17 protein-coding genes are annotated in these 20899 nt (G+C 62.1%); 10 read left to right on the forward strand and 7 right to left on the reverse strand.

Going from position 1 to position 20899, the window contains the following annotated elements; all coding sequences use genetic code 11:
- Positions 1 to 88 precede the first annotated feature (88 nt).
- Positions 89 to 559: a DUF1289 domain-containing protein gene (locus ACW9I6_RS20035; RefSeq protein WP_008431341.1), complete on the reverse strand. Its 471-nt coding sequence runs from the start codon at positions 557 to 559 to the stop codon at positions 89 to 91.
- A 394-nt stretch (positions 560 to 953) separates the two neighbouring features.
- On the opposite strand from ACW9I6_RS20035, the gene acnB reads away from it, so the two are divergent.
- Positions 954 to 3554: a bifunctional aconitate hydratase 2/2-methylisocitrate dehydratase gene (gene acnB / locus ACW9I6_RS20040; protein WP_003209239.1), complete on the forward strand. Its 2601-nt coding sequence runs from the start codon at positions 954 to 956 to the stop codon at positions 3552 to 3554.
- Between the two features lie 33 nt (positions 3555 to 3587).
- Here acnB and ACW9I6_RS20045 read toward each other — a convergent pair whose 3' ends face one another.
- Positions 3588 to 4010 (reverse strand): MerR family transcriptional regulator, encoded by a 423-nt coding sequence (locus ACW9I6_RS20045; RefSeq protein WP_457339720.1) that lies wholly within the window; start codon positions 4008 to 4010, stop codon positions 3588 to 3590.
- 69 nt (positions 4011 to 4079) lie between these two features.
- On the opposite strand from ACW9I6_RS20045, the gene ACW9I6_RS20050 reads away from it, so the two are divergent.
- Positions 4080 to 5312 (forward strand): NADH:flavin oxidoreductase/NADH oxidase family protein, encoded by a 1233-nt coding sequence (locus ACW9I6_RS20050; protein WP_457339721.1) that lies wholly within the window; start codon positions 4080 to 4082, stop codon positions 5310 to 5312.
- 78 nt (positions 5313 to 5390) lie between these two features.
- Positions 5391 to 7115, forward strand: coding sequence for a ubiquinone-dependent pyruvate dehydrogenase (poxB, locus tag ACW9I6_RS20055; protein ID WP_008431335.1), 1725 nt, complete (start codon positions 5391 to 5393; stop codon positions 7113 to 7115).
- A gap of 84 nt (positions 7116 to 7199) precedes the next feature.
- Here the strand turns inward: poxB and ACW9I6_RS20060 are convergent, their stop codons facing one another.
- Complete coding sequence (locus ACW9I6_RS20060) at positions 7200 to 7757, reverse strand: NADPH-dependent FMN reductase (protein ID WP_008431334.1); 558 nt, start codon at positions 7755 to 7757, stop codon at positions 7200 to 7202.
- A 228-nt stretch (positions 7758 to 7985) separates the two neighbouring features.
- Between ACW9I6_RS20060 and ACW9I6_RS20065 the strand changes: the two genes are divergently transcribed.
- Positions 7986 to 8222: a hypothetical protein gene (locus tag ACW9I6_RS20065; RefSeq protein WP_003209248.1), complete on the forward strand. Its 237-nt coding sequence runs from the start codon at positions 7986 to 7988 to the stop codon at positions 8220 to 8222.
- A 4-nt stretch (positions 8223 to 8226) separates the two neighbouring features.
- On the opposite strand, the gene gspG is transcribed toward ACW9I6_RS20065, so the two are convergent.
- Positions 8227 to 8655, reverse strand: coding sequence for a type II secretion system major pseudopilin GspG (gene gspG / locus ACW9I6_RS20070; protein ID WP_102369043.1), 429 nt, complete (start codon positions 8653 to 8655; stop codon positions 8227 to 8229).
- Between the two features lie 176 nt (positions 8656 to 8831).
- On the opposite strand from gspG, the gene ACW9I6_RS20075 reads away from it, so the two are divergent.
- Positions 8832 to 9734, forward strand: coding sequence for a LysR substrate-binding domain-containing protein (locus ACW9I6_RS20075; RefSeq protein WP_102369042.1), 903 nt, complete (start codon positions 8832 to 8834; stop codon positions 9732 to 9734).
- A 474-nt stretch (positions 9735 to 10208) separates the two neighbouring features.
- Here ACW9I6_RS20075 and ACW9I6_RS20080 read toward each other — a convergent pair whose 3' ends face one another.
- From ACW9I6_RS20080 to pdxR, 3 genes are all read right to left on the reverse strand, one after another.
- Positions 10209 to 10778, reverse strand: coding sequence for a GNAT family N-acetyltransferase (locus ACW9I6_RS20080; RefSeq protein ID WP_003217028.1), 570 nt, complete (start codon positions 10776 to 10778; stop codon positions 10209 to 10211).
- Between the two features lie 20 nt (positions 10779 to 10798).
- Positions 10799 to 13054 (reverse strand): Orn/Lys/Arg family decarboxylase, encoded by a 2256-nt coding sequence (locus tag ACW9I6_RS20085; protein WP_087693840.1) that lies wholly within the window; start codon positions 13052 to 13054, stop codon positions 10799 to 10801.
- A gap of 81 nt (positions 13055 to 13135) precedes the next feature.
- Complete coding sequence (pdxR, locus tag ACW9I6_RS20090; protein WP_177051394.1) at positions 13136 to 14509, reverse strand: MocR-like pyridoxine biosynthesis transcription factor PdxR; 1374 nt, start codon at positions 14507 to 14509, stop codon at positions 13136 to 13138.
- Positions 14510 to 14642: 133 nt separating this feature from the next.
- On the opposite strand from pdxR, the gene ACW9I6_RS20095 reads away from it, so the two are divergent.
- From ACW9I6_RS20095 to ACW9I6_RS20115, 5 genes are all read left to right on the forward strand, one after another.
- Positions 14643 to 15119 carry a carboxymuconolactone decarboxylase family protein gene (locus ACW9I6_RS20095; protein ID WP_003217021.1) on the forward strand — a complete coding sequence of 159 codons (477 nt, stop codon included), beginning with the start codon at positions 14643 to 14645 and terminating at the stop codon, positions 15117 to 15119.
- On the forward strand, positions 15112 to 15552 hold the full coding sequence (locus tag ACW9I6_RS20100; protein ID WP_003217019.1) for a GNAT family N-acetyltransferase: 441 nt from the start codon (positions 15112 to 15114) through the stop codon (positions 15550 to 15552). The genes ACW9I6_RS20095 and ACW9I6_RS20100 overlap by 8 nt, the downstream gene beginning before the upstream one ends.
- Positions 15549 to 16172, forward strand: a complete 624-nt coding sequence (locus tag ACW9I6_RS20105) for an FMN-dependent NADH-azoreductase (protein ID WP_457339722.1) — start codon at positions 15549 to 15551, stop codon at positions 16170 to 16172. The genes ACW9I6_RS20100 and ACW9I6_RS20105 overlap by 4 nt, the downstream gene beginning before the upstream one ends.
- Before the next feature lie 59 nt (positions 16173 to 16231).
- Positions 16232 to 17380, forward strand: a complete 1149-nt coding sequence (locus ACW9I6_RS20110; protein ID WP_457339723.1) for a MalY/PatB family protein — start codon at positions 16232 to 16234, stop codon at positions 17378 to 17380.
- A 94-nt stretch (positions 17381 to 17474) separates the two neighbouring features.
- Positions 17475 to 20822: a hypothetical protein gene (locus ACW9I6_RS20115; RefSeq protein WP_457339724.1), complete on the forward strand. Its 3348-nt coding sequence runs from the start codon at positions 17475 to 17477 to the stop codon at positions 20820 to 20822.
- The last annotated feature ends 77 nt before the right edge of the window (positions 20823 to 20899 follow it).

Below are 20899 nucleotides of genomic sequence, written 5' to 3' on the forward strand. Positions count from 1 at the left end.
TTTGCTTACTTTGGGGCTTTTCCAAAGTGAGCCGCTGTAAGAGCGGAACCATAAGTGGCCGTTACCGCAGCAACGGATATGTACACAGTCAGCTACCAAAAGCATCCCGCAAAAACCCCGGCGCGATATACCGCTGATAGTGCGCCTCGGACAAAATAAAAAACTCCCGGTCAATGGCATCCCGCAACTCAGGCAACCCCCACTCCCGAAACTCCGGCATCAACACCATCCCATAAGCCTCAAGATTGCTGATCACCCGAGCTCCCCGGGCAATCAACTGATACGCCCAGCAGTACTCCGACTGATGCGGCACAAACCGAATCTTGCGCTGCTCCAGCTGCCCCCGCAGCATTTTAGGGTCAAACACCTCAAGCTTCCCGGCCATCACCTGCACCAACAACTGCTCCAGCCGCAGCCAAACCGCACGTTTTTCTTCCTCGTTATACCCGTTCCACTGAATCACCTCATGGTGAAACCGCTTGCACCCCCGGCACACAAGATCGCCGTAAACCGTGGAGCACAGGCCTACGCAGGGGGTCTTGATGGTTTGGTTAGACATGGTCGACAACGCACAAATCAGCGAAACAGTTGCACATGTTAGCCCTTTGTCTAAGGTTGATCACCCTGCAAACTTGGCGCGGCAACTTACGTTTAGAATTTTTTTGCCGTAGAATCATCCGGCCTTGTAAGGCGCCAATAATCCGTTGGAAGCTGTTTTCAAAGCGTCACGAGCACAGTCGTTCCTAAAGAACGGTGTTGGCGATGGTTATTTACCCGGTAAATAGCCAGCGCCAACCCTCATCAGCTCCGTTCTGCAGGCGTAAAACTTTGAAAGCAGCTTCTGTGAGGATTGCCGGCAGCGCTGGCTCTACGGCCCAAAAAGCCCCTGAGCGCATGCGTGCCGTGCATTTCTGGATGAGCGTCCCGTGGGACCACTGATGAGGGTAATAACTGTGCTTGAAGCCTACCGCAAACATATCGAAGAGCGTGCAGCCCTGGGTATCGTTCCCCAGCCGCTTAACGCCGAACAAACCGCAGGCCTGGTCGAGCTGCTGAAAAATCCCCCGGCTGGCGAAGAAGAATTCCTCGTTGACCTGATCACCAACCGCATTCCACCAGGCGTTGACGAAGCTGCCTACGTCAAGGCCGGTTTCCTGTCTGCCCTGGCCAAGGGCGAAGCCACTTCTCCCCTGATCGACAAGAAACGCGCTGTTGAACTGCTCGGCACCATGCAAGGCGGCTACAACATCGTGACCCTGGTCGAGCTGCTGGACGACGCCACCCTGGCCCCCGTCGCTGCCGCCCAACTCAAGCACACCCTGCTGATGTTCGATGCTTTCCACGACGTCGCGGAAAAAGCCAGGAACGGCAACGAACACGCCAAAGCCGTGATCCAGTCCTGGGCCGACGGCGAGTGGTTCAAGAACCGCCCGACCCTGGCCGACAAGATCAGCCTGCGCGTGTTCAAGGTCACCGGCGAAACCAACACCGACGACCTGTCCCCTGCCCCGGACGCCTGGTCCCGTCCTGACATCCCGCTGCACGCCCTGGCCATGCTGAAAATGGCCCGTGAAGGCATCGTGCCGGATGAGCAAGGCAAGACCGGCCCGATGAAGCAGATCGAAGAAATGCGCGGCCAGGGCTTCCCGATCGCCTACGTCGGTGACGTGGTCGGTACCGGTTCGTCGCGTAAATCGGCCACCAACTCGGTACTGTGGTTCTTCGGCGACGACGTGCCTTACGTGCCGAACAAGCGCGCTGGCGGCTTCTGCTTCGGCAGCAAGATCGCTCCAATCTTCTACAACACCATGGAAGATGCCGGCGCACTGCCAATCGAGTTCGACGTTACCAACATGAACATGGGCGACGTGATCGACCTGTACCCCCATGCTGGCAAAGTCACCAAGCACAACAGCGATGAAGTCCTGACCACCTTCGAAATGAAGACCCCGGTCCTGTTGGATGAAGTCCGTGCCGGCGGTCGTATCCCGCTGATCATCGGCCGTGGCCTGACCGAAAAGGCACGTGCCGAACTGGGTCTGCCACCTTCGACCCTGTTCAAGCTGCCGGAAGCCCCGGCTGAAAGCGACAAGGGCTACACCCTGGCGCAGAAAATGGTCGGCAAGGCCTGCGGCGTGGCTGGCGTTCGTCCAGGCACCTACTGCGAACCGAAGATGACCACCGTCGGCTCCCAGGACACCACCGGTCCCATGACCCGTGACGAACTGAAAGACCTGGCGTGCCTGGGCTTCTCCACCGATCTGGTAATGCAGTCGTTCTGCCACACCGCGGCCTATCCAAAGCCGATCGACGTGACCACCCACCACACCCTGCCTGACTTCATCATGACCCGTGGCGGCGTATCGCTGCGTCCAGGCGACGGCATCATCCACAGCTGGCTGAACCGCATGCTGCTGCCGGACACCGTCGGTACCGGTGGTGACTCCCACACCCGTTTCCCGATGGGCATTTCGTTCCCGGCCGGTTCCGGCCTGGTAGCGTTCGCCGCCGCCACCGGCGTCATGCCGCTGGACATGCCGGAATCGATCCTGGTGCGCTTCAAAGGTGAAATGCAGCCTGGTATCACCCTGCGTGACCTGGTTCACGCCATTCCTTACTACGCGATCCAGGCTGGCCTGCTGACCGTAGAGAAGAAAGGCAAGAAGAACGCTTTCTCCGGCCGTATCCTGGAAATCGAAGGCCTGGACAACCTGAGCATCGAACAAGCCTTCGAGCTGTCCGACGCCTCGGCTGAACGTTCGGCTGCCGGTTGCACCATCAAGCTGTCGAAAGAATCCATCACCGAGTACCTGAACTCCAACATCACCCTGCTGCGCTGGATGATCGGTGAAGGCTACGGCGATGCGCGTACCCTGGAACGTCGTGCCCAAGCGATGGAAGCCTGGGTTGCCAACCCTGAGCTGATGGTTGCCGATGCTGACGCCGAATACGCTGAAATCATCGAGATCGACCTGGCCGACATCAAGGAGCCTGTGCTCTGCGCGCCAAACGATCCGGACGACGCCCGTCTGCTGTCCAGCGTTGCTGGCGAGAAGATCGACGAAGTGTTCATCGGTTCGTGCATGACCAACATCGGTCACTTCCGCGCTGCCGGTAAACTGCTGGATCAGGTCAAGGGTCAGCTGCCAACCCGTCTGTGGCTGTCGCCGCCGACCAAGATGGACGCTCACCAACTGACCGAAGAAGGCTACTACGGCATCTACGGCAAGGCTGGCGCGCGCATGGAAATGCCGGGCTGCTCGCTGTGCATGGGTAACCAGGCACGTGTAGAGCCGAACTCGACCGTTGTATCGACGTCGACCCGTAACTTCCCGAACCGTCTGGGTGACGGCGCAAACGTCTACCTGGCTTCGGCCGAGCTGGCGTCGGTGGCTTCCATCCTGGGTCGCCTGCCGACCGTCGAGGAGTACATGGAATACGCCGCGAAGATCAACACCATGGCCAGCGACGTGTATCGCTACCTGAGTTTTGACCAGATCGCCGAGTTCCGTGAAATTGCTGCAAGCGCCAACATCCCTGTGGTTCAAGCCTAAGGTTTTGTTGCTGTAAACGAACGCCGCGTATCGTCAGATGCGCGGCGTTTTTTTATGCGCCTCGATTGAGGCCCAGACCTTGTCCTGCGCCTGGGTGCACGGCGTGCCTTCCGGGTGCGCCTGGATCGTGGCGATCACCGCGCGTAACTCTGCCTTGCTCTGGTCCATTCGGGCTTGAAGCTCTCCTATCTGCGCAATCCTGCGCTCAAGCCTCAAGACGATATCGGCGCGTTTCGCCTCGCTCGGCGAATCGTCGGGCATCAGCGCCTTCAACTCCTGCAAGCTGAAACCGGCGCGCTGAGCGCCCTGGATCAATTGCAGCGTCTGCAACGTCTGCATGGGATAACGGCGATAGCCATTACCTTGTCGCTCGACCTGGATCAGCCCCTGGGCTTCGTAAAAACGAATCTTCGAGGCTGCCAAGCCGCTGCGTTCCGCCAGTTCACCAATATTCATCGCCAACCCCATTGACCTTAAAGTGACCTTTAAGCTTAGCCTGAGCGCTCCCAATGTGAGGAGTCAAGCATGTCGCCCTTTGAAGCGTTGCAATTGCCCAACGGCCAGCTCATCAGTAACCGCATCGCCAAGGCGGCGATGGAAGAGAACATGGCGGATGCGAACCAGGCGCCTTCCGAGGCCCTGATGCGCTTGTATCAAGCCTGGGCCGACGGCGAGCCCGGCCTGATCCTGACCGGCAACGTGATGATTGATCGCCGTGCCATGACCGGCCCCGGCGGCGTGGTGCTGGAAGACGAACGTCACCTGGACAAGTTTCGCCAATGGGCCGCGATTGGCCGGGCCAAGGGCGCGCAGTTCTGGGTACAGCTCAACCACCCGGGTCGTCAGACCATGGCCAACCTCGGCCAGCAGGCCCTGGCACCTTCGGCGGTGGCCCTCGATCTCGGCGGCTTTTCGAAGATGTTCGCCCAACCCAAGGCCATGACCGAGGACGATATCCAGGACGTCATCTCGCGCTTCGCCACCAGCGCGCGTCTCGCCGAAAAAGCCGGTTTCAGCGGTGCGCAGATCCATGCGGCCCACGGCTACCTACTCAGCCAGTTTCTCTCGCCCTTGAGCAACCAGCGCACAGACCGCTGGGGCGGCAGCGTTGAAAACCGCGCTCGGCTGTTGCTGGAGGTGATCAAAGCCGTGCGCGCCGCCGTGAGCGCGGATTTCTGCGTGGCGGTGAAACTCAATTCCGCCGACTTCCAGCGCGGTGGCTTCGACGCCGCCGACGCCCATGCCGTGGTCGAGCTGCTCAACCCGCTGGCCATCGACCTGCTGGAACTGTCCGGCGGCAGCTACGAAGCCCCGGCCATGCAAGGCGAGGCTCGCGACGGACGCACCCTGGCCCGCGAAGCCTATTTCATCGAGATGGCCAGCGACTTGGCGAAAGTCGCCAACATGCCGGTGATGGTCACCGGCGGCATCCGGCGCTTGCCGATCGTGCAGCAAGTCCTGGACAGCGGCATCGCCATGGCCGGGATCGCCACCGCGCTGACCCTGGAGCCGCACCTGATCAAGCAATGGCGGGCCGGCCGCGATCTCAACCCGCAATTGCCGCCGATCCGCTGGAAGCGCAAACCCCTGGCCAGCCTGGCGAGCATGGCAGTGGTGCGCTATCAGCTTCGCCGCCTGAGCCGTGGCCGCCAGCCGAAACCCGGGGTGACGCCGCTGCTGGCGTTGATAAAAGACCAACTGTTTATCGCCCGCCGCACTCGGCAATATCGCGCTGCGATGACCAATTCTTCACATTGAGCGGGGAGCATTCAGCGCCATGGAACTGTCCTTAACTGATCAGCAGCTTTTTACCCTCACTGACGATTGGAGTTCTTCATGGCGAAAATCACCCTGGCCCAGCAATTGGCGACCACCCTTGAACAGGCGGGCATCAAGCGCATCTGGGGCCTGACCGGCGACAGCCTCAACGGCCTGACCGACTCCCTGCGCACCATGGACAGCATCGAGTGGATGCATGTGCGCCACGAAGAAGTGGCCGCGTTTGCCGCCGGTGCCGAAGCCGCCGCCACCGGCGAGCTGACCGTATGCGCCGGCAGCTGCGGCCCCGGCAACCTGCACTTGATCAATGGCCTGTTCGATTGCCATCGCAACCACGTGCCGGTGCTGGCCATTGCCGCACAGATCCCCTCCTCCGAGATCGGCCTGAACTACTTCCAGGAAACCCATCCCCAGGAACTGTTCAAGGAGTGCAGCCACTTTATCGAGCTGGTGACCAACCCCGAGCAGATGCCTCACGTGCTGCACCGTGCCATGCGCTCGGCGATCCTCAACCGCGGCGTAGCGGTGGTGGTGATTCCGGGGGATGTGTCACTGTTGGAAGTAGAAGATAAATTCAAACCGTGGCCGGCCCTGCTGGCACCGCGCACGTTGCCGGCGGAACAGGACCTGCAACGCCTCACCGACATCCTCGAACACAGCGGCAAAGTCACCCTGCTGTGCGGCAGCGGCTGCGCCGGCGCCCACGATGAGGTGGTGGCCCTGGCCGACGCCCTCGGCGCGCCCGTGGTGCATGCCCTGCGAGGCAAGGAACATGTGGAGTGGGACAACCCGTTCGACGTCGGCATGACCGGCCTGATCGGCTTCAGCTCCGGCTACCACGCCATGCTCAACTGCGACACGCTGATCATGCTCGGCACCGACTTCCCGTATCGCCAGTTCTACCCGACCGACGCGAAGATCATCCAGGTCGACCGCAACCCGCAGGCACTGGGCCGACGTGCCACGCTGGACCTGGGCATTGCAGCTGACGTCAGCGAGACCATCCAGGCGCTGCTGCCGCGCCTGACCCGCAAGACGGACCGCAGCTTCCTCGAAACCTCGCTCAAGCATTATGAAAAAGCCCGCCAAGGGCTGGATGACCTGGCGGAACCGTCAAAGGCCGGCCGGCCAATTCACCCGCAATACGTTGCGCGCCTGCTCAGCGAACTGGCGGACGACGACGCAATCTTCACCGCCGACGTTGGCTCGCCGACAGTCTGGGCGGCGCGTTACTTGAAAATGAACGGCAAGCGCCGGTTGATCGGCTCGTTCAACCATGGCTCGATGGCCAACGCCATGCCCCAGGCCATCGGTGCGCAAGCCGCGTTTCCCGGGCGCCAGGTGATTTCGATGTCCGGTGACGGTGGGTTCACCATGCTGATGGGTGACTTCATCAGCCTGGCGCAGCTGAACCTGCCGGTGAAGCTGGTGGTGTTCAACAACTCTTCTTTGGGCTTCGTCGCCATGGAGATGAAAGCGGCGGGCTACCTGGATACCGGCACCGAGCTGAAAAACCCGGACTTTGCCGCCATGTCCAACGCCATGGGCATCCTCGGTATTCGCGTAGAGCAGTCCGAAGACCTGGAACCAGCCCTGCGCCGCGCACTGGCCCACGACGGCCCGGTGCTGGTGGACGTGGTCACCGCCACCCAGGAACTGGTGATGCCGCCGAGCATCAAGCTGGAGCAGGCCAAGGGCTTCAGCCTGTACATGCTCAAGGCGGTGATGAGCGGACGCGGTGATGAGGTGATCGAGTTGGCGAAAACCAACTGGCTGCGTTAATCGCGCCGTAGTCGCCGACCACGCGGCCGACCGCAGACAAAAAAGACCCCGCTTAAATAGCGGGGTCTTTTTTCGCACGGCTGATCAGCCGTGCTGTTTTTCCACCCACTTGCCATAGGCGTCGATAAACGCCTGCAAAAACGGCTTGGTCTTTTCCGAGACCTTGCCCGACTCATCGAACACGCTGCCCGCACCGCCCAGATAGGCTTCCGGCTGCTGCATGCACGGCACATCGAGAAACACCAGCGACTGGCGCAAATGGTGATTGGCCCCAAAACCGCCGATGGCTCCGGGAGACACACTGATCACCGCACCCGGCTTGCCGCTGAAGACACTCTGGCCATAAGGGCGCGAACCGACGTCAATCGCATTCTTCAATACACCCGGCACGGAGCGGTTGTATTCGGGGGTCACAAACAGCACCGCGTCGGATGAACGCACGTGTTGACGGAAAGTACTGTAGGCTGCCGGCGGTGCAGCACCGTCGATGTCCTCGTTGTAGAGCGGCAAATCGCCAATTTCGACAATGTTCAACTTGAGGTTGGCGGGCGCCAACTCGGCCAGTGCCAGGGCGACCTTGCGGTTGATCGACTCTTTTCTCAAGCTGCCGACCAGTACGGCAATCGTGTAGACCTTGCTCATTGGGGTTTCCCGGTTTCTGACTTAAGGAGCTTGTAGTTATAGAGCCTGCGCGACGCTATCACCAGCGCGTTTTTGCAATCCCCAGGGACGTTTACACCGCAGATGGATTTGTAAGTAATGTCTGAAAAAGTCAACGAATAGTATTTTTTTTCAATAGGTAAACTACCCCGCTCTCCTACGGTCTACAGAACCGCAAATCGAGTGTTTATCTCCAGAGGTTCTAAACAGATGGCAGCAGTACTTGTCGGACAGTTCCATGCCAGAGACGCGGAAGGTCGCGTTTATTCGGTGCATGAGTTCCAGGAATCCAACCCGCCCCTCGACGGCCTGGCTGGCTCGGCGCCCACCACCACCTACAAGCTGGCCATTGGCGACCGCGTAGAAAAACTGGATGGCGATGAGTTCAGGCTGATTCAGTCGGGCACTATCATCACCCGCGAATCCGCCACGATCCACGCTTCATAAGACGTTATTCCCCATAGGCGATATCAACATTATCGCCGACGCCTCCCAGTGTCCGGTCCTTGCCGAACGAGAACAGATCAAAGTTGGTTTTGGCCTGGCTGGGAGGATAGTGGTACTGATAGGCCACGCCCCAAGGGTCCGTCAGCATGTCCTGATCCTTGAGATAGGGGCCCCGCCACTTCCCTTCTCCCGCTGGCTGAACCGTCAACACCGCCAGCCCCTCGTCGTCGGTAGGATAACGCCCTACATCCTGATGAAACTGCTCGACTGCCTTGCCCAGCTCTTTCAACTGGACCTTGGCCGTGGCGATTTCCGACTGAGTCACGTCGCCGAAGATCCGCGGCCCCACCGCAACCGCCAACACGCCGACCACCAGCACCACCACCAGCAGGTCCCACAACGAAAACCCGCGCGTGTCTGTTTTACCGAGCATCGATAAGGCTCCCCCGTGGATCCTCTGGTTGATACGCCCTTTGTATGACCTGCTGGTTGCAGGCGCCAAGGGACTTGATCGTGCAAGTCTAGTTGGGGCGCTGCCGTGGCGGGTCTTTTTTCCACGCCCGGGCCTGAGCCATTGAATCCACGTCGCGCTGAACATAGACTCCGGCCATGCGTTTACGTCATATCGAAGTCATTCAAGCGATTTTACAGACCGGACACCTCGGCACCGCCGCCGAATGGTTGCAACTGCCCGTGGCCGATGTGGACGCAACCCTCAAGGATGCCGAGCTGCAATTGGGTTTCATGCTGTTTGCCAGTGTGCGCGGACGCTTGCAGGCCACCCGGGAAACCCTTGAGCTGCAGGCCGAAATCGCCCACCTCTATGCAGCCCTTGAGCCGGTGCAACGCCTGGCCAGCAGCCTTAAGCACCATCATGCCCCGCCCTTGCGCGCACTGTGCACCCCGCCGCTGGCCAATCAACTGCTGCCCCAGGCGATCGCCGTGCTGCGCCGACGTTTCCAAGACACGCCGTGCAACCTCTCCAGCCATTCCACCCGGGATATCGTCAAAAGCCTGCTGCTGCACGAAGCCGACCTCGGCCTGAGCCTGCACGACCCGGACCATCCGCAAATCCACAGCCAACCACTGGCCCACGGCAAGCTGCAATTGCTCGCGCCCCATGGCTGGCTGAAGCCTCGGCAGAAGTACATTGCGCTACAGGAACTGGCCGGGCAGTCGATGATCGGCCTTGAAGGCCAGGACCCGCTGAGTCGCCTGCTGGACAGCAAACTGCAAGCCCTGCGCCCGCTGCCGGTGGTGCAAACGCGGGTGCAGACGTACCAGATGATGCGCAGCATGGTAGAAGCCGGGGAAGGCCTGGCGATTGTCGACCCGTTCACCGCCAGCGGCGCACGGGAAGCCGGGCTGGATGCGTGCCCGTTGTCACCGCCGATTGTGGTGACCTTGTATGCGTTGACCCTGAAGGGTAGCGAGCCATCGCCCGCCTTGAATGCGCTGCTGGAGATCGTCACCGAGAAGGCTGAAAACCTGCTGACAAGCACATTGCCGTGAATGTGGGAGCTGTCGGGCCTTGGCGAGGCTGCGAAGGCGGCGGCACAGTCGATAAAGAGGTTGCCTGATCTACCGCTATCGCGGCCTCGCTGGGGCTCGACGGCTCCCACAGGGGGGCGGGGGAAGTCTGGGAGCTGTGTGTTCGGTCGCAAGTACTTGGGTTGCGCAAATCGAATGTGGGAGCTGTCGAGCTTCAGCGAGGCTGCGAAGACGGCGGCACTGTCGATAAAGAGGTTGCCTGATACACCGCCATCGCGGCCTCGCTGGGGCTCGACGGCTCCCACAGGGGATCGGGGGAAGTCTGGGAGCTGTGTGTTCGGTCGCAAGTACTTGAGTTGCGCAAATCGAATGTGGGAGCTGTCGAGCTTCAGCGAGGCTGCGAAGGCGGCGGCACTGTCGATAAAGAGGTTGCCTGACACACCGCCATCGCGGCCTCGCTGGGGCTCGACGGCTCCTACAGTTGATCGGTGCAGCTCAGACTGCTTCCAATTCTGTCTTGAACAACCGATACCAGAAAATCGCCACTTCGCGCGTCTGCGGATCAATCCCGCGATAGCGCAGGTGGTCGATCCCGCCCATCACATACCCGCAGCGCTCATACAGCCGGCAGGCACCGAGGTTGTTGTTCTGGGTCTCCAGCATCATCCCCGGCAGGTTCTTCTTGCGGCTCCAGAACTGCGCCACGTCCAGCAACGCCTTGGCCACCCCGTGGCGCCGCGCGGGCAAGACCACCGCCAGCTCATCCACGTGGGCAAAGCCGTTCCAGTTGGTGCTGACCACGATATGCCCCACGGGCCGGTCATCGAGGTAGGCCATGAACACCGCACTGTCGGCCGCGTCACGGAAGCTGGCGAACTCCTCTGGGTCGATGCCGTAGCATTTGCGGTACGGCACGATACGCTCCACCGCCCACTGGTCGACGCGCTTGCCCATTTCCGGCTTGCCGTAGGCGTTGACTTCAAAGCTGAAGTCGTTCCCCCACACGTAGGCGTCAAATCCTTCGTCAGCCACCCGAACACTGAGGCCCGGGTACTTCGGGTTCATTACAGCTTGCATAAACATCCTTAACCCTTGATGCAGTCGACGGTGTAACAACGACCACTGCCGTCATCTTCGTGTTGCAATCCATGAACATCGGCAACAAAGCCGGGGAAACTGCTATCGAACGTCCTGGCAAACGCCAGGTAATCAATGATCGAGCGAGTCGATTCGGTAAAGCGCTCACCCGGCATGATCAACGGAATGCCCGGCGGGTAAGGCACCAGCATGACCGCTGCGACCCGACCTGGCAAAGCGTCGATGGACACCGCCTCGACTTCGCCCTTGACCAACAGGTCGTAGGCGTCGGCCGGTTTCATCGCGATTTCCGGCAGTACCGTGTACATCCGCTTCAGGTGCTTGGCCGTGGCATTGCTGCGGTAACAGCTGTGCAACTGGTCGCACAGATCCTTCAAACCCAATCCCTGATACCGCGCCGGGCCCTGCTGAAACACCGATGGCAAACACACAGCAAGGCTCACGTTGGCGTCATAACTGCGCTTGAATTCCAGCAGTTCGGTGAGCAGGGTACTCCACTTGCCTTTGGTGATGCCCATGGAAAACAGCACGAGGAACGAATACAGCCCGGTCTTTTCCACCACCAGCCCACGTTCCCAGAGGAATTTACTGACCACCGCAGCGGGAATTCCGCACTCGCTCAAAGCCCCGCCGGCATTCAGGCCAGGCATCACCAGGGTGACTTTTATCGGGTCCAGCAGCACGTAGTCTTCGGCGATATCGCCAAAGCCATGCCAGTCGGCCTGGGGTTGCAGCAGCCAGTCTGCGGTCACCACCCGGTCAATGCCCGCCACCAGCGGCGGCTGCCAGATGGAAAACCACCAGTCTTCAGCGGCGATGTGCTGGCGCAGGTTGGCCAGGGCACGTCGGAAGCTCAGGGCTTCGTCAAACATCTCCTGCAGCAAGGAACGCCCCGCCGGCCCTTCCATCATTGCGGACGCCACATCCAGGGAGGCGATGATGCTGTACTGCGGCGAGGTGGAAATATGCATCATGAACGCTTCGTTGAAGCGGTCGCGGTCCAGCTTGCGCACGCCGCCATCCTGCACATGGATCATCGACGCCTGGCTGAACGCCGCCAGCAGCTTGTGGGTGGAGTGCGTGGTGAACACCAGCGGGCTGTCGGCCGTGCGCGAGGTGCCCATGCCGTAGCGCCCGGCAAAGAACTCATGAAACGCCGCGTAGGCGTACCACGCTTCGTCGAAGTGCAGCACCTCGACGCTGTTGCCCAGTTGCTGCTTGATCAGTTCGGCGTTGTAGCACAGGCCGTCGTAGGTGGAGTTGGTGACCACCGCCAGCTTGACCCTGGCCGGTCGGCCTCGGGTCAGCGGGCTGGCGTCGATCTTGGCGCGGATCGACTCGGGGCTGAACTCGCTCAGGGGAATCGGCCCGATGATCCCCAGCTCATTGCGCTCCGGGCACAGGTACAGCGGGATGGCGCCGGTCATGATGATCGAATGCAACACCGACTTGTGACAGTTGCGGTCCACCAGCACCAGGTCATCCCGGCCCACCATCGAGTGCCAGACGATCTTGTTGGCGGTGGAGGTGCCATTGATCACGAAGTAGGTGTGATCGGCACCGAAGTTGCGCGCTGCCCGCGCCTCGGCTTCGGCCAACGGGCCGGTGTGGTCCAGCAGCGAGCCGAGCTCCGGCACCGACACCGACAAGTCCGAACGCAGGGTATTTTCCCCGAAGAACTGATGAAACGCCTGCCCCACCGGGCTCTTGCGATAGGCCACGCCGCCGCCGTGACCGGGGGTGTGCCAGGAATAATTGGAATCCGCCGTGTGCTGCACCAGGGCCTTGAAGAATGGCGGCAACAGGCCATCCAGGTAGGCGCGGGCCGCACGGGCCACTTGCCGGGCAAGAAACGGCACGGTGTCTTCAAACAGATAAAGGATGCCCCGCAACTGGTTCAGCTCGCTCATGGCATCGGCTGGGGCGTTTTCCAGGGTGACCTGCTCACCGAGGGCGAAGATCGGCAGGTTTGGCGCCCGCACCCGCGCCAGGCGGATCAGCTCCACCATGTTTTGCATCAGATGGGTATTTTCCCCGGCGCCCTCGGCGGCAATCAGCATGCAGGCCAGGCCGTGATGGGTCGAAGCCACCAGGCGACCCTCGGCGTAGTCCACCGCCGAAAAGATACTGAAGCCCTCCTGCTCAAGCTCCCGGGCGATGCCCCGGACGCGGTCGCCGGCAACGGTGTCGGCCTTGATGTCGCGGTGTACGATCAGAACCGGGAACTTCAGGTCTTTGTACATGAGCGCTTGGCGTCCTGAGGGCTATGCCTTCAGGGTAGAAGCTCGGGGCCGATGTGGCGAATGAAGATGTTCAACCGGTGTTCATAAAGCGCCGTCGATGACCTCGCGCAACACCAGCGCCGCTTGCACCGCTTGCTGGCGAGTCGCCAGGTTGGTGAAGCCCATCAACAGACCTTGCTGACCACCGGGCTCGATACTCCAGCCCGACACGGCCTGTATCCCCAGCCCGGCACGTGCGGCGGCCGCAGCGACGGCCTGATCGCAGACGTCCACCCGCAGCCGCGCCAGCAGGTTGATCCCGCCGGACTGCTCATCCACCTGCAAAAGCGCCCCGCAATGACTGGCCAGTGCCTCCACCAGAAAGCCGCGCCGCGCGGTGTAGAGCTGGCGCATTTTTTTCAGGTGGCGGGTGAAATGGCCCTGGTCGAGAAAGTCCGCCGTGGTGGCTTGCAACAATTCGGCGCTGCGGTTTTGCAGCACGCCGGCGCTGGCCTCAAAGGCCGGGAGCAGCGCCCGAGGCACCACCAGATAACCCAGGCGCAGCCCCGGGAAGAGCATCTTGCTGAAACTGCCGGAGTAGATCACCCGGTCGGCCGTGTCCTGGCTCTTGAGCGCGGCCAGGGGCTGGCCCTTGTAGCGAAATTCACTGTCGTAGTCGTCTTCCACCACCCAGCCGCCGTGGGCCTGTGCCCAATCGAGCAAGCGATGGCGCCGCGCAGTACCGAGGGCGACCCCCAGCGGGCTCTGGTGGGCCGGGGTGACAATCGCCAGCCGGGCGCCGGGCGCACGCCGTATGCCCTCCTCCACATCAAGCCCGTCGTGGTCCACCGGCACCGGGACCAACTGCGCCCCCAGGTGCAGCAGCAGTTGCCGCGCATGCAGGTAGCCCGGGTCTTCGAACCAGCATGGCTGGCCGGCCATCTGCAGCGCATCACACACCAGCGCGAGGCACGCCGAGTAACCGGCACACACGAACACCTGCTCCGGCGAACACTCCACGCCCCGGTACAGCGCCAGGTATTGCGCGATCGCCACACGCAGCGAGCGGGCGCCACGCACATCGCCCATGGCCAGGCTGTTCACATCGACTCGGCGCACTTGCCGGGTGACCAGCCGCGCCCACAGCTTGCGCGGAAAGCTGTCGAGCGCCGGCAAGCCCAACTGCAACAGGCGCGGGGCCGACGCCGGCGCCACGGGTTCGGGTTCAACCGGCAACGACTTGATCGAGCGCTGCGGCAGCGCCTCGGCCACCACTGTTCCCGCCTGGCCCCGCGCCAGGAAGAACCCTTCGCTCACCAGCAACTGGTAGGCCGTCTCCACCGTGCCCCGGGCCACCTTCAGTTCCTGGGCCAGGCTGCGCACCGACGGCACCCGCTCACCGGGGCGCAGTTGGCCCTGGTCGATGGCCTGGCGAAAGCGCCGGTAGATCTCCTGGTATTTGGGCAGTGACGACATGGTTATCCGGCTCACAGTGAATCAGCCCTGAAGTCTGATCTTGTCCCAACCCGCTTGTCCATTCTTGGCCCTATTGAGCCGGCGACCCGGCCGCCACACTGACGGCATCACTTCACGAAACAAGGAGCACCCCATGCAACACCGTCTCGACTACGCCCTGGCGGCGCCCGTCGGCTACAAGGCCCTTGGCTCGGTGCACAGCTACATCCACGGCTGCGGCCTGGAGAAGGAATTGATTGACCTGGTGTACCTGCGGGTCTCGCAACTCAACGGCTGCGCCTACTGCCTGGACTCACATTCGCGCGACCTGCTCAAACAGGGCGTGAGCCTGGAAAAGCTGATGCTGCTGGCCGCCTGGCGCGAAGCGTTGCCGTTGTTCAGCCCGCGTGAACGCGCCGCGTTAGCTTGGGCCGAGTCGGTCACCCAGGTCGCACAAACCGAGGTGCCGGACGAACACTATGCCGAGGCCAAGGCCCTCTTCGATGACAAGGAAATTGCCGACCTGACCCTGGCTATCGCCCTGATGAACGCCCTGAACCGCGTCGCCATCAGCTTTCGCAAAGTCCCTGCCGCCGTAAAAGCGCACATGGAGCACGGCAACCATGAATGACTCTGTTGAGTTTGTGCACATCGAAAGCGACGCCGACTGCCTGGCCTGCTTTGCCGTCATGCAGCAACTGCGGCCAAAGCTCGAAGACCCGCACGCCTTCGTCCAGCAGATCCAGCGCCAGCGCGAAACCGGCTACCGCCTGCTGGCCGCCCGGGAAAACGGCCAGGTGCTGGGCCTGGCCGGTTATCGCCTGACGGAAAACCTGCTGTATGGGCGCTTTATCTACGTCGATGACCTGGTGGTGGACGCCTCCCTGCAACGCCGACGCCTGGGTGCGCGCCTGCTGGACGAGGTACGCCAGCACACCCGCCGCCTGGGCTATCGCTACCTGGTGCTGGACACCGGCATGCACATGGCCCTGGCCCAACGCTTCTATTTTCGCCAGGGCCTGCTGCCACTGGGGATGCACTTTTCACAGGACCTCGGCCAATGACCCGCGCCCTGCTACTGAGCTTCAGCCCCCACGGCAAGGCCGCCCAGACCTTCCGCCTGGCCCGCGCCCTGCTCCGCGAACAGGCGCCGCAAGCCGAAGTGACCGAACGCGACTACGGCGGCCGGGCCTTGCCGGCGCTGACCCGGGAATACGCCAACGCCCTGACCACGCCCGGCGGCTTGAGCGGCCCGGCAACCGAGCGCTCCGAGCAACTGATTGTCGAGCTGGAAGCCTGTGACCTGTTGATCATCTGCACCCCCGTGCACAATTTCACGGTGCCGGCGGCCCTCAAGTGCTGGATCGACCATGTGGTGCGCATCCACCGCAGTTTCACGGTGAATCCGCAGTTTGAGAAAGTCGGCTTGCTCAAGGACCGGCGCACCTTTGTACTGGTCAGCTCCGGCAGTTCGCGAAAAAACCGCGAGCCCGACTTCCTCACGCCCTACCTGCAGGCGATCCTTGGAACCGTGGGCATTCACGCGGTGGATTTCGTCTATCTGGGGGCCATGGTGCGTGGCGCAGCCGCCGTGCAGCGCAGCCTGGAACAGGCCCACACGCAGTTGGCCGAGGCATTTGACCGGCAAGCGGGCGCCCGGGCGGCAATCAGCGCTGGCGCGTAAAATTAATGGCGCTAGAATCAGCGCCATTTCTACGCCCGCCTCCCTGATACGAGCCACCCATGAGCTTTGATTTCGACACGATCCACTCCCGCCTCGGCACCGGCAGCACCAAGTGGAGTCGTTACCCGCAAGACGTTCTGCCGATGTGGATTGCCGACATGGACATCGCCGCACCACCGGCTGTGCTTCAAGCGTTGCACGAGCGACTGGGTCAGCAGATCCTCGGCTACAGCGTGGCCTGCGATGGCGTGCGCGAGGCGATCGTCGCCGATCTGTGGGCCAAGTACGCCTGGCGCGTACAGCCGGATGAGTTGCTGTTCCTGCCGGGGGTCGAGCCTGGTTTCAACATGGCGCTGCACGCATTTGTGCAGCCCGGCCAACCGGTGGTGTTGCAAACCCCCAACTATCGCCCGATCCGCCTGGCGCCCGGCCACTGGAACCTGCCGAAGATCGAAGTGCCATTTGAGCTGAGCGCCGAAGGCGAGTACCTCACGCCGTTGCCGGCAATGCGTGAAGCCCTCTCCGGCGCCGGGGCGCTGCTGTTGAGCAACCCGCACAACCCGATGGGCAAGGTCTTCCCCCGTGAGGAACTGCTGGCCGTGGCCAGCGCCTGCCTGGACCAGGGTGCGCTGATCGTCTCCGATGAAATCCACGCCGAGCTGTGCTTTGACGGCCGCCGGCATATTCCCACCGCCAGCCTCAGCCCCGAGATTGCCCAGCGCACCATCACCCTGATGTCGGCGAGCAAGGCGTATAACGTCGCCGGGCTGAAGACCTGCTTCGCGGTGATCCAGAATCCCGAGATCCGCGAGCGCTTCAACCAAGCCCGCTGCGGCATGGTCGACAGCGTCAGCCCCCTGGGCCTGGAAGCCACCCGCGCAGCCTACAGCGACTGCGGCGACTGGCTGCAAGCGCTGGTGGCCTATCTGCAAGCCAACCGCGATTACCTGCTGAACGCCGTGCAAACCCGCCTGCCTGGCGTCGTGATGCATGCCCCCCAAGGCACCTACCTGGCCTGGCTGGATTGCAGCGCCCTGGGCCTGGACGACCCGCAACAGTTCTTCCTCGACCAGGCGAAAGTCGGCCTCAGCGCCGGCCTGGAGTTCGGCGATGACAGCCAACAGTTCGTGCGCCTGAACTTCGGCTGCCCGCGGGCCATGCTGGAAGAAGGCATTGCCCGCCTGGAACGCAGCCTGCGTCACCGTTAAGGCGCAATTCACAACTTTTCGCAACGACCGCCGAACCCCTGCTGTTACTGTTTTTGCCGATTCGTCCCACCGGTAACAGCAGGAGTTCCATGGCATGACGACCCAGCCGCTCAACCGCTCGACCGACCCCAAAGCCCTTCCTCTCACACCGCCCAAGTCCGGCGCGGCGTTCCACGTGCTGCTCAAGAACAGCGCCAACAACAAGAAGGTGGAGGCCGGCGACAAAACCGCGCAAGGGCTCGCTGCCAGCAAGGAACAAGGCTATGAACTGGCCGCCAAGGACGCCGCACCGCCCACCACCCTGGGGGACTACAAGGCCATCGGCCCGGCGGACGAAGTCGGCCCCGGCCTGATCCGCTATGAAACCCAGGACGGCAAGAAAGTCATCGTCAGCGAAAAAGACAGCCCCGAGCTGTTCAAGCAAGTCAGCGCCGACTTCAAGGCACTCTCCGGCGTCAACGCCAGCGAAGCCGCCGGCTACCAGCGCCTGGGCGGCGACGCCACGGCCCCGGAAAAGCTCGGCGACTACAAATCCCTCGGTCCGCCCGACGAAACCGGCCCCGGCGTGATTCGCTACGAGACCCAGGACGGCAACAAGTTCGTCATCAGCCAGCGCGACAACCCGGAGGCCTTCCAGAAAGCCAAGGAAGCCTATGAAAGCTTCACCGGCCTGGGCAGCAGCGAAGACGCCGGCTACAAGCGCGCCAGCGACAACGAAGTGTGGCCGCCCTACGCCGGCACCACCGTCGGCCCCAAGGATGAAGTGGGCCCCGGCCTGATCCGCTTTGAAAGCAATGGCCAGAAAATGGTCGTGGCCCGCGACGACAACCCCAAGCTGTTCGACTACCTGGCAGGCTTGCACGAGGTCTACACCAACCCCGACAAAAAGGCCGCCGTAGAGTCCGCGCTCAACGACGGCTCGACCCTGGCAGACGCCAATACCAAGGCGCCGGAGCTGAACGACTACAAGGGCTTCGGCTGGATCGAAGGCCAGCAAGGCAATGTGCTGACCTATGAAACCCACGACGGCACCAAGGTCGTCGTATCGGCCGACGTCAGCCCGGAACTGTTCAAGAGCGTGGCCACCGCCCAGGACACCTGGAGCAAGATCCACTCCAGTGAAGACGCCGGCTACAAGCTGGCCGGGCCGAATGACTTCCTGAAGAACACCGAGATCACCTTCGGTTCACCCGACGAGCTGGGGGACGGCCTGATCCGCTATGAAACCAGCGAAGGCAAGGTCATCGTCTCCAAGGAGCTCAGCCCGCAGCTCTACGACGAAGTGGTGGCGAAATGGGAAGCCTGGAGCGCCGGCACCGTCGACGAGACCCGCGCCAAGTACAACCTGCCGAGCAACGATGAGCTCGACGTGCTCAACCTCGACACCGGCGTGCATGCCGACAAGGACGACGACAAATCGCCGACCCAGAGCGTCAGCGAGCTGGCCACCACCGAACTGATCGACACCTACCGCGCCGGCGTCAAGGACGGCTCGATTCCCAAGGACGACCCACGGGCCAAACTGGTCCGCGCCCTGGAAGCCCAGGCCGCCTACCAGAACGGCCATGGCATCACCGGCTACGAAGAATCCAAGCGCCCGTTCAACACCACCTGGCGCGAGTTCGATGACAAGCAGACCGAGCTCACTTCCGCCGACATGCACGACATCATCGACGGCAAGGCGGTGCAGGAGCAGATCGGCGAGTTGTTCAAGGACCCGACGGTGCAGGCCGACTACAAGACCAAGATGGACAACGCCATCAGTCACCTGCCCAACAAGGACGAGATCAAGCAGAAGCTTCTCGACCTGACCAGCAACCCCGACTATGTGCTGTACCTCAAGGACCTGCAAAAACAGGGCAAGAGCCACGAAGCCCAGCAAGACCTGAGCAACACCCTGACCTCGCTGTCGCTGTTCGACCCGGAAGCCGCCACCAAGGCCGCGCAGAATATCCAGGCCGATGGCCTCACCACCGATCTCAACGAGATTCTCTCGGACCCGAGCAAGATCTCCGACGACAACAAGGAACTGGCCACCAAGGACCTGTTCGGCCTGCTCAAGGGCGTGCTCAAGGGCAACCTGCTGGACCTGCCGCGCCGCAGCCAGGAAGTGCTGGAGAAATTCCTCAACGAAGGCCTGGAGGGCAAGGAGAAATCCTCGGCCGTGACCAAGGCCCTGGAAGAGCTCGGCGACGTCTACAAGAACAGCGGCACCATCAGCGAAGCCGACGTGAAAACCGCCCTGAGCAAACCGTATATCCCGGTGGCGGATCGCGGCATGCTCGGCGAAGTGTTCAACACCCTCAACAGCAAAGGCATCCTCGGTTCGATGGGCGCCGGCGTCAGCCTGTTCTCGGGGATTTACCAACTGGTGGGCAAAGGCGGCAAGCTCGGCGAAACCCCGGCCCAACGCATGACCATCGCCAAGGACTTCCTGAGTTTTGCCGGCGGCGCCAGCCACTTCGTCAAGCTCGGTGACAAGATCGGCGAAGCCCTGGGCAAGGGCGGCCTGGTGGACTTCCTCGGCCTGGACAAGACCCTGCCGGAAATCTGGGGCAAGGAAGGGGCGGCCGGCAAAGTCATCGACTTCAGCAAACCCACCGAAATCGACTCAAAGGTCAGCAAGGAAATCGCTGCGGCCCTGGACGCGGTTCCCGACAGCCAGTACGACGGCGTGGCCAAGCTGTTTGGCGAGGGCGACAAGGCGGTAACCGAAGCTACCGAAGGCCTCGCCACTCACCTGGATGACGGCCTCAAGGCAGCCGATGCGGCCAAGCTTGGCGCCTCCCAATCGGCGAAGATCGCCGGTTCCGTGATCAAGGTGTTGGGCCCGGCGACGGACATTGCCGGTGGTTTTGCCGACATTGTGCTCGGCGCCCTGGCGATCAAAAGCGGCGTGGACAGCAAAGACCCGTTGGCTCAGGCCGCAGGTGGCTTGCAAGTGGCGGGCGGTGCGTTCGGCGCGTCGGCCGGGGTATTGGGTGCGGCGGCGCTGTTTGGCGCAGGCACGGCGGCGGCGCTGACCGGGCCGCTGTTCCTGGTGGGCGTGGTGTTGGCGGTGGTAGGCGGAATCATCGGCTACTTCGTCGACCACAATAAAAAACAGAAGGCTACCGAGAAGGAAAACGACTGGTACCGCGACCTGGCCGGCGACGGTTTGCTGCAGGACAACTGGGCCGACAAGGTCGAATACGCCCACTACGAGATACACCACTACCACGGCCGCGACACGCCGACCGATGACAGCCTGTTCCGCTTCCAGCAATCGGAGTGGGAGCATTTCGACTCCACACCACAAAGCGGCGGCTCGTCGAGCAACCGGCTGGATGGGGATTTGCACAAGGACTACAAGGACCCGAGTGAAACGCCCAAGGCACTGCCGGATGCTTCGGATGAGAAGCCTGGGTCCCGGCCATCGGGCGGCGGGCCTCGGCTCAACTAACCCTCCAACGGCTGTATGCAAAACAAAATGTGGGAGCGGGCTTGCTCGCGAAAGCGGTGGATCAGTCATTGTAGATG

The sequence above is a fragment of the Pseudomonas sp. SDO5522_S412 genome, assembly GCF_054071215.1.

Excerpts from the sequence above, each read along its gene's own strand:
- ACW9I6_RS20075 (WP_102369042.1), top strand. The coding sequence starts at position 8,832 with ATGCGTTTACGTCATATCGAAGTCATTCAAGCGATTTTACAGACCGGA.
- ACW9I6_RS20035 (WP_008431341.1), bottom strand. The coding sequence starts at position 559 with ATGTCTAACCAAACCATCAAGACCCCCTGCGTAGGCCTGTGCTCCACG.
- ACW9I6_RS20115 (WP_457339724.1), top strand. The coding sequence starts at position 17,475 with ATGACGACCCAGCCGCTCAACCGCTCGACCGACCCCAAAGCCCTTCCT.
- ACW9I6_RS20045 (WP_457339720.1), bottom strand. The coding sequence starts at position 4,010 with ATGAATATTGGTGAACTGGCGGAACGCAGCGGCTTGGCAGCCTCGAAG.
- ACW9I6_RS20110 (WP_457339723.1), top strand. The coding sequence starts at position 16,232 with ATGAGCTTTGATTTCGACACGATCCACTCCCGCCTCGGCACCGGCAGC.
- ACW9I6_RS20050 (WP_457339721.1), top strand. The coding sequence starts at position 4,080 with ATGTCGCCCTTTGAAGCGTTGCAATTGCCCAACGGCCAGCTCATCAGT.
- pdxR (WP_177051394.1), bottom strand. The coding sequence starts at position 14,509 with ATGTCGTCACTGCCCAAATACCAGGAGATCTACCGGCGCTTTCGCCAG.
- ACW9I6_RS20080 (WP_003217028.1), bottom strand. The coding sequence starts at position 10,778 with ATGAACCCGAAGTACCCGGGCCTCAGTGTTCGGGTGGCTGACGAAGGA.
- ACW9I6_RS20100 (WP_003217019.1), top strand. The coding sequence starts at position 15,112 with ATGAATGACTCTGTTGAGTTTGTGCACATCGAAAGCGACGCCGACTGC.
- gspG (WP_102369043.1), bottom strand. The coding sequence starts at position 8,655 with ATGCTCGGTAAAACAGACACGCGCGGGTTTTCGTTGTGGGACCTGCTG.
- ACW9I6_RS20105 (WP_457339722.1), top strand. The coding sequence starts at position 15,549 with ATGACCCGCGCCCTGCTACTGAGCTTCAGCCCCCACGGCAAGGCCGCC.
- poxB (WP_008431335.1), top strand. The coding sequence starts at position 5,391 with ATGGCGAAAATCACCCTGGCCCAGCAATTGGCGACCACCCTTGAACAG.
- ACW9I6_RS20095 (WP_003217021.1), top strand. The coding sequence starts at position 14,643 with ATGCAACACCGTCTCGACTACGCCCTGGCGGCGCCCGTCGGCTACAAG.
- ACW9I6_RS20085 (WP_087693840.1), bottom strand. The coding sequence starts at position 13,054 with ATGTACAAAGACCTGAAGTTCCCGGTTCTGATCGTACACCGCGACATC.
- ACW9I6_RS20065 (WP_003209248.1), top strand. The coding sequence starts at position 7,986 with ATGGCAGCAGTACTTGTCGGACAGTTCCATGCCAGAGACGCGGAAGGT.
- ACW9I6_RS20060 (WP_008431334.1), bottom strand. The coding sequence starts at position 7,757 with ATGAGCAAGGTCTACACGATTGCCGTACTGGTCGGCAGCTTGAGAAAA.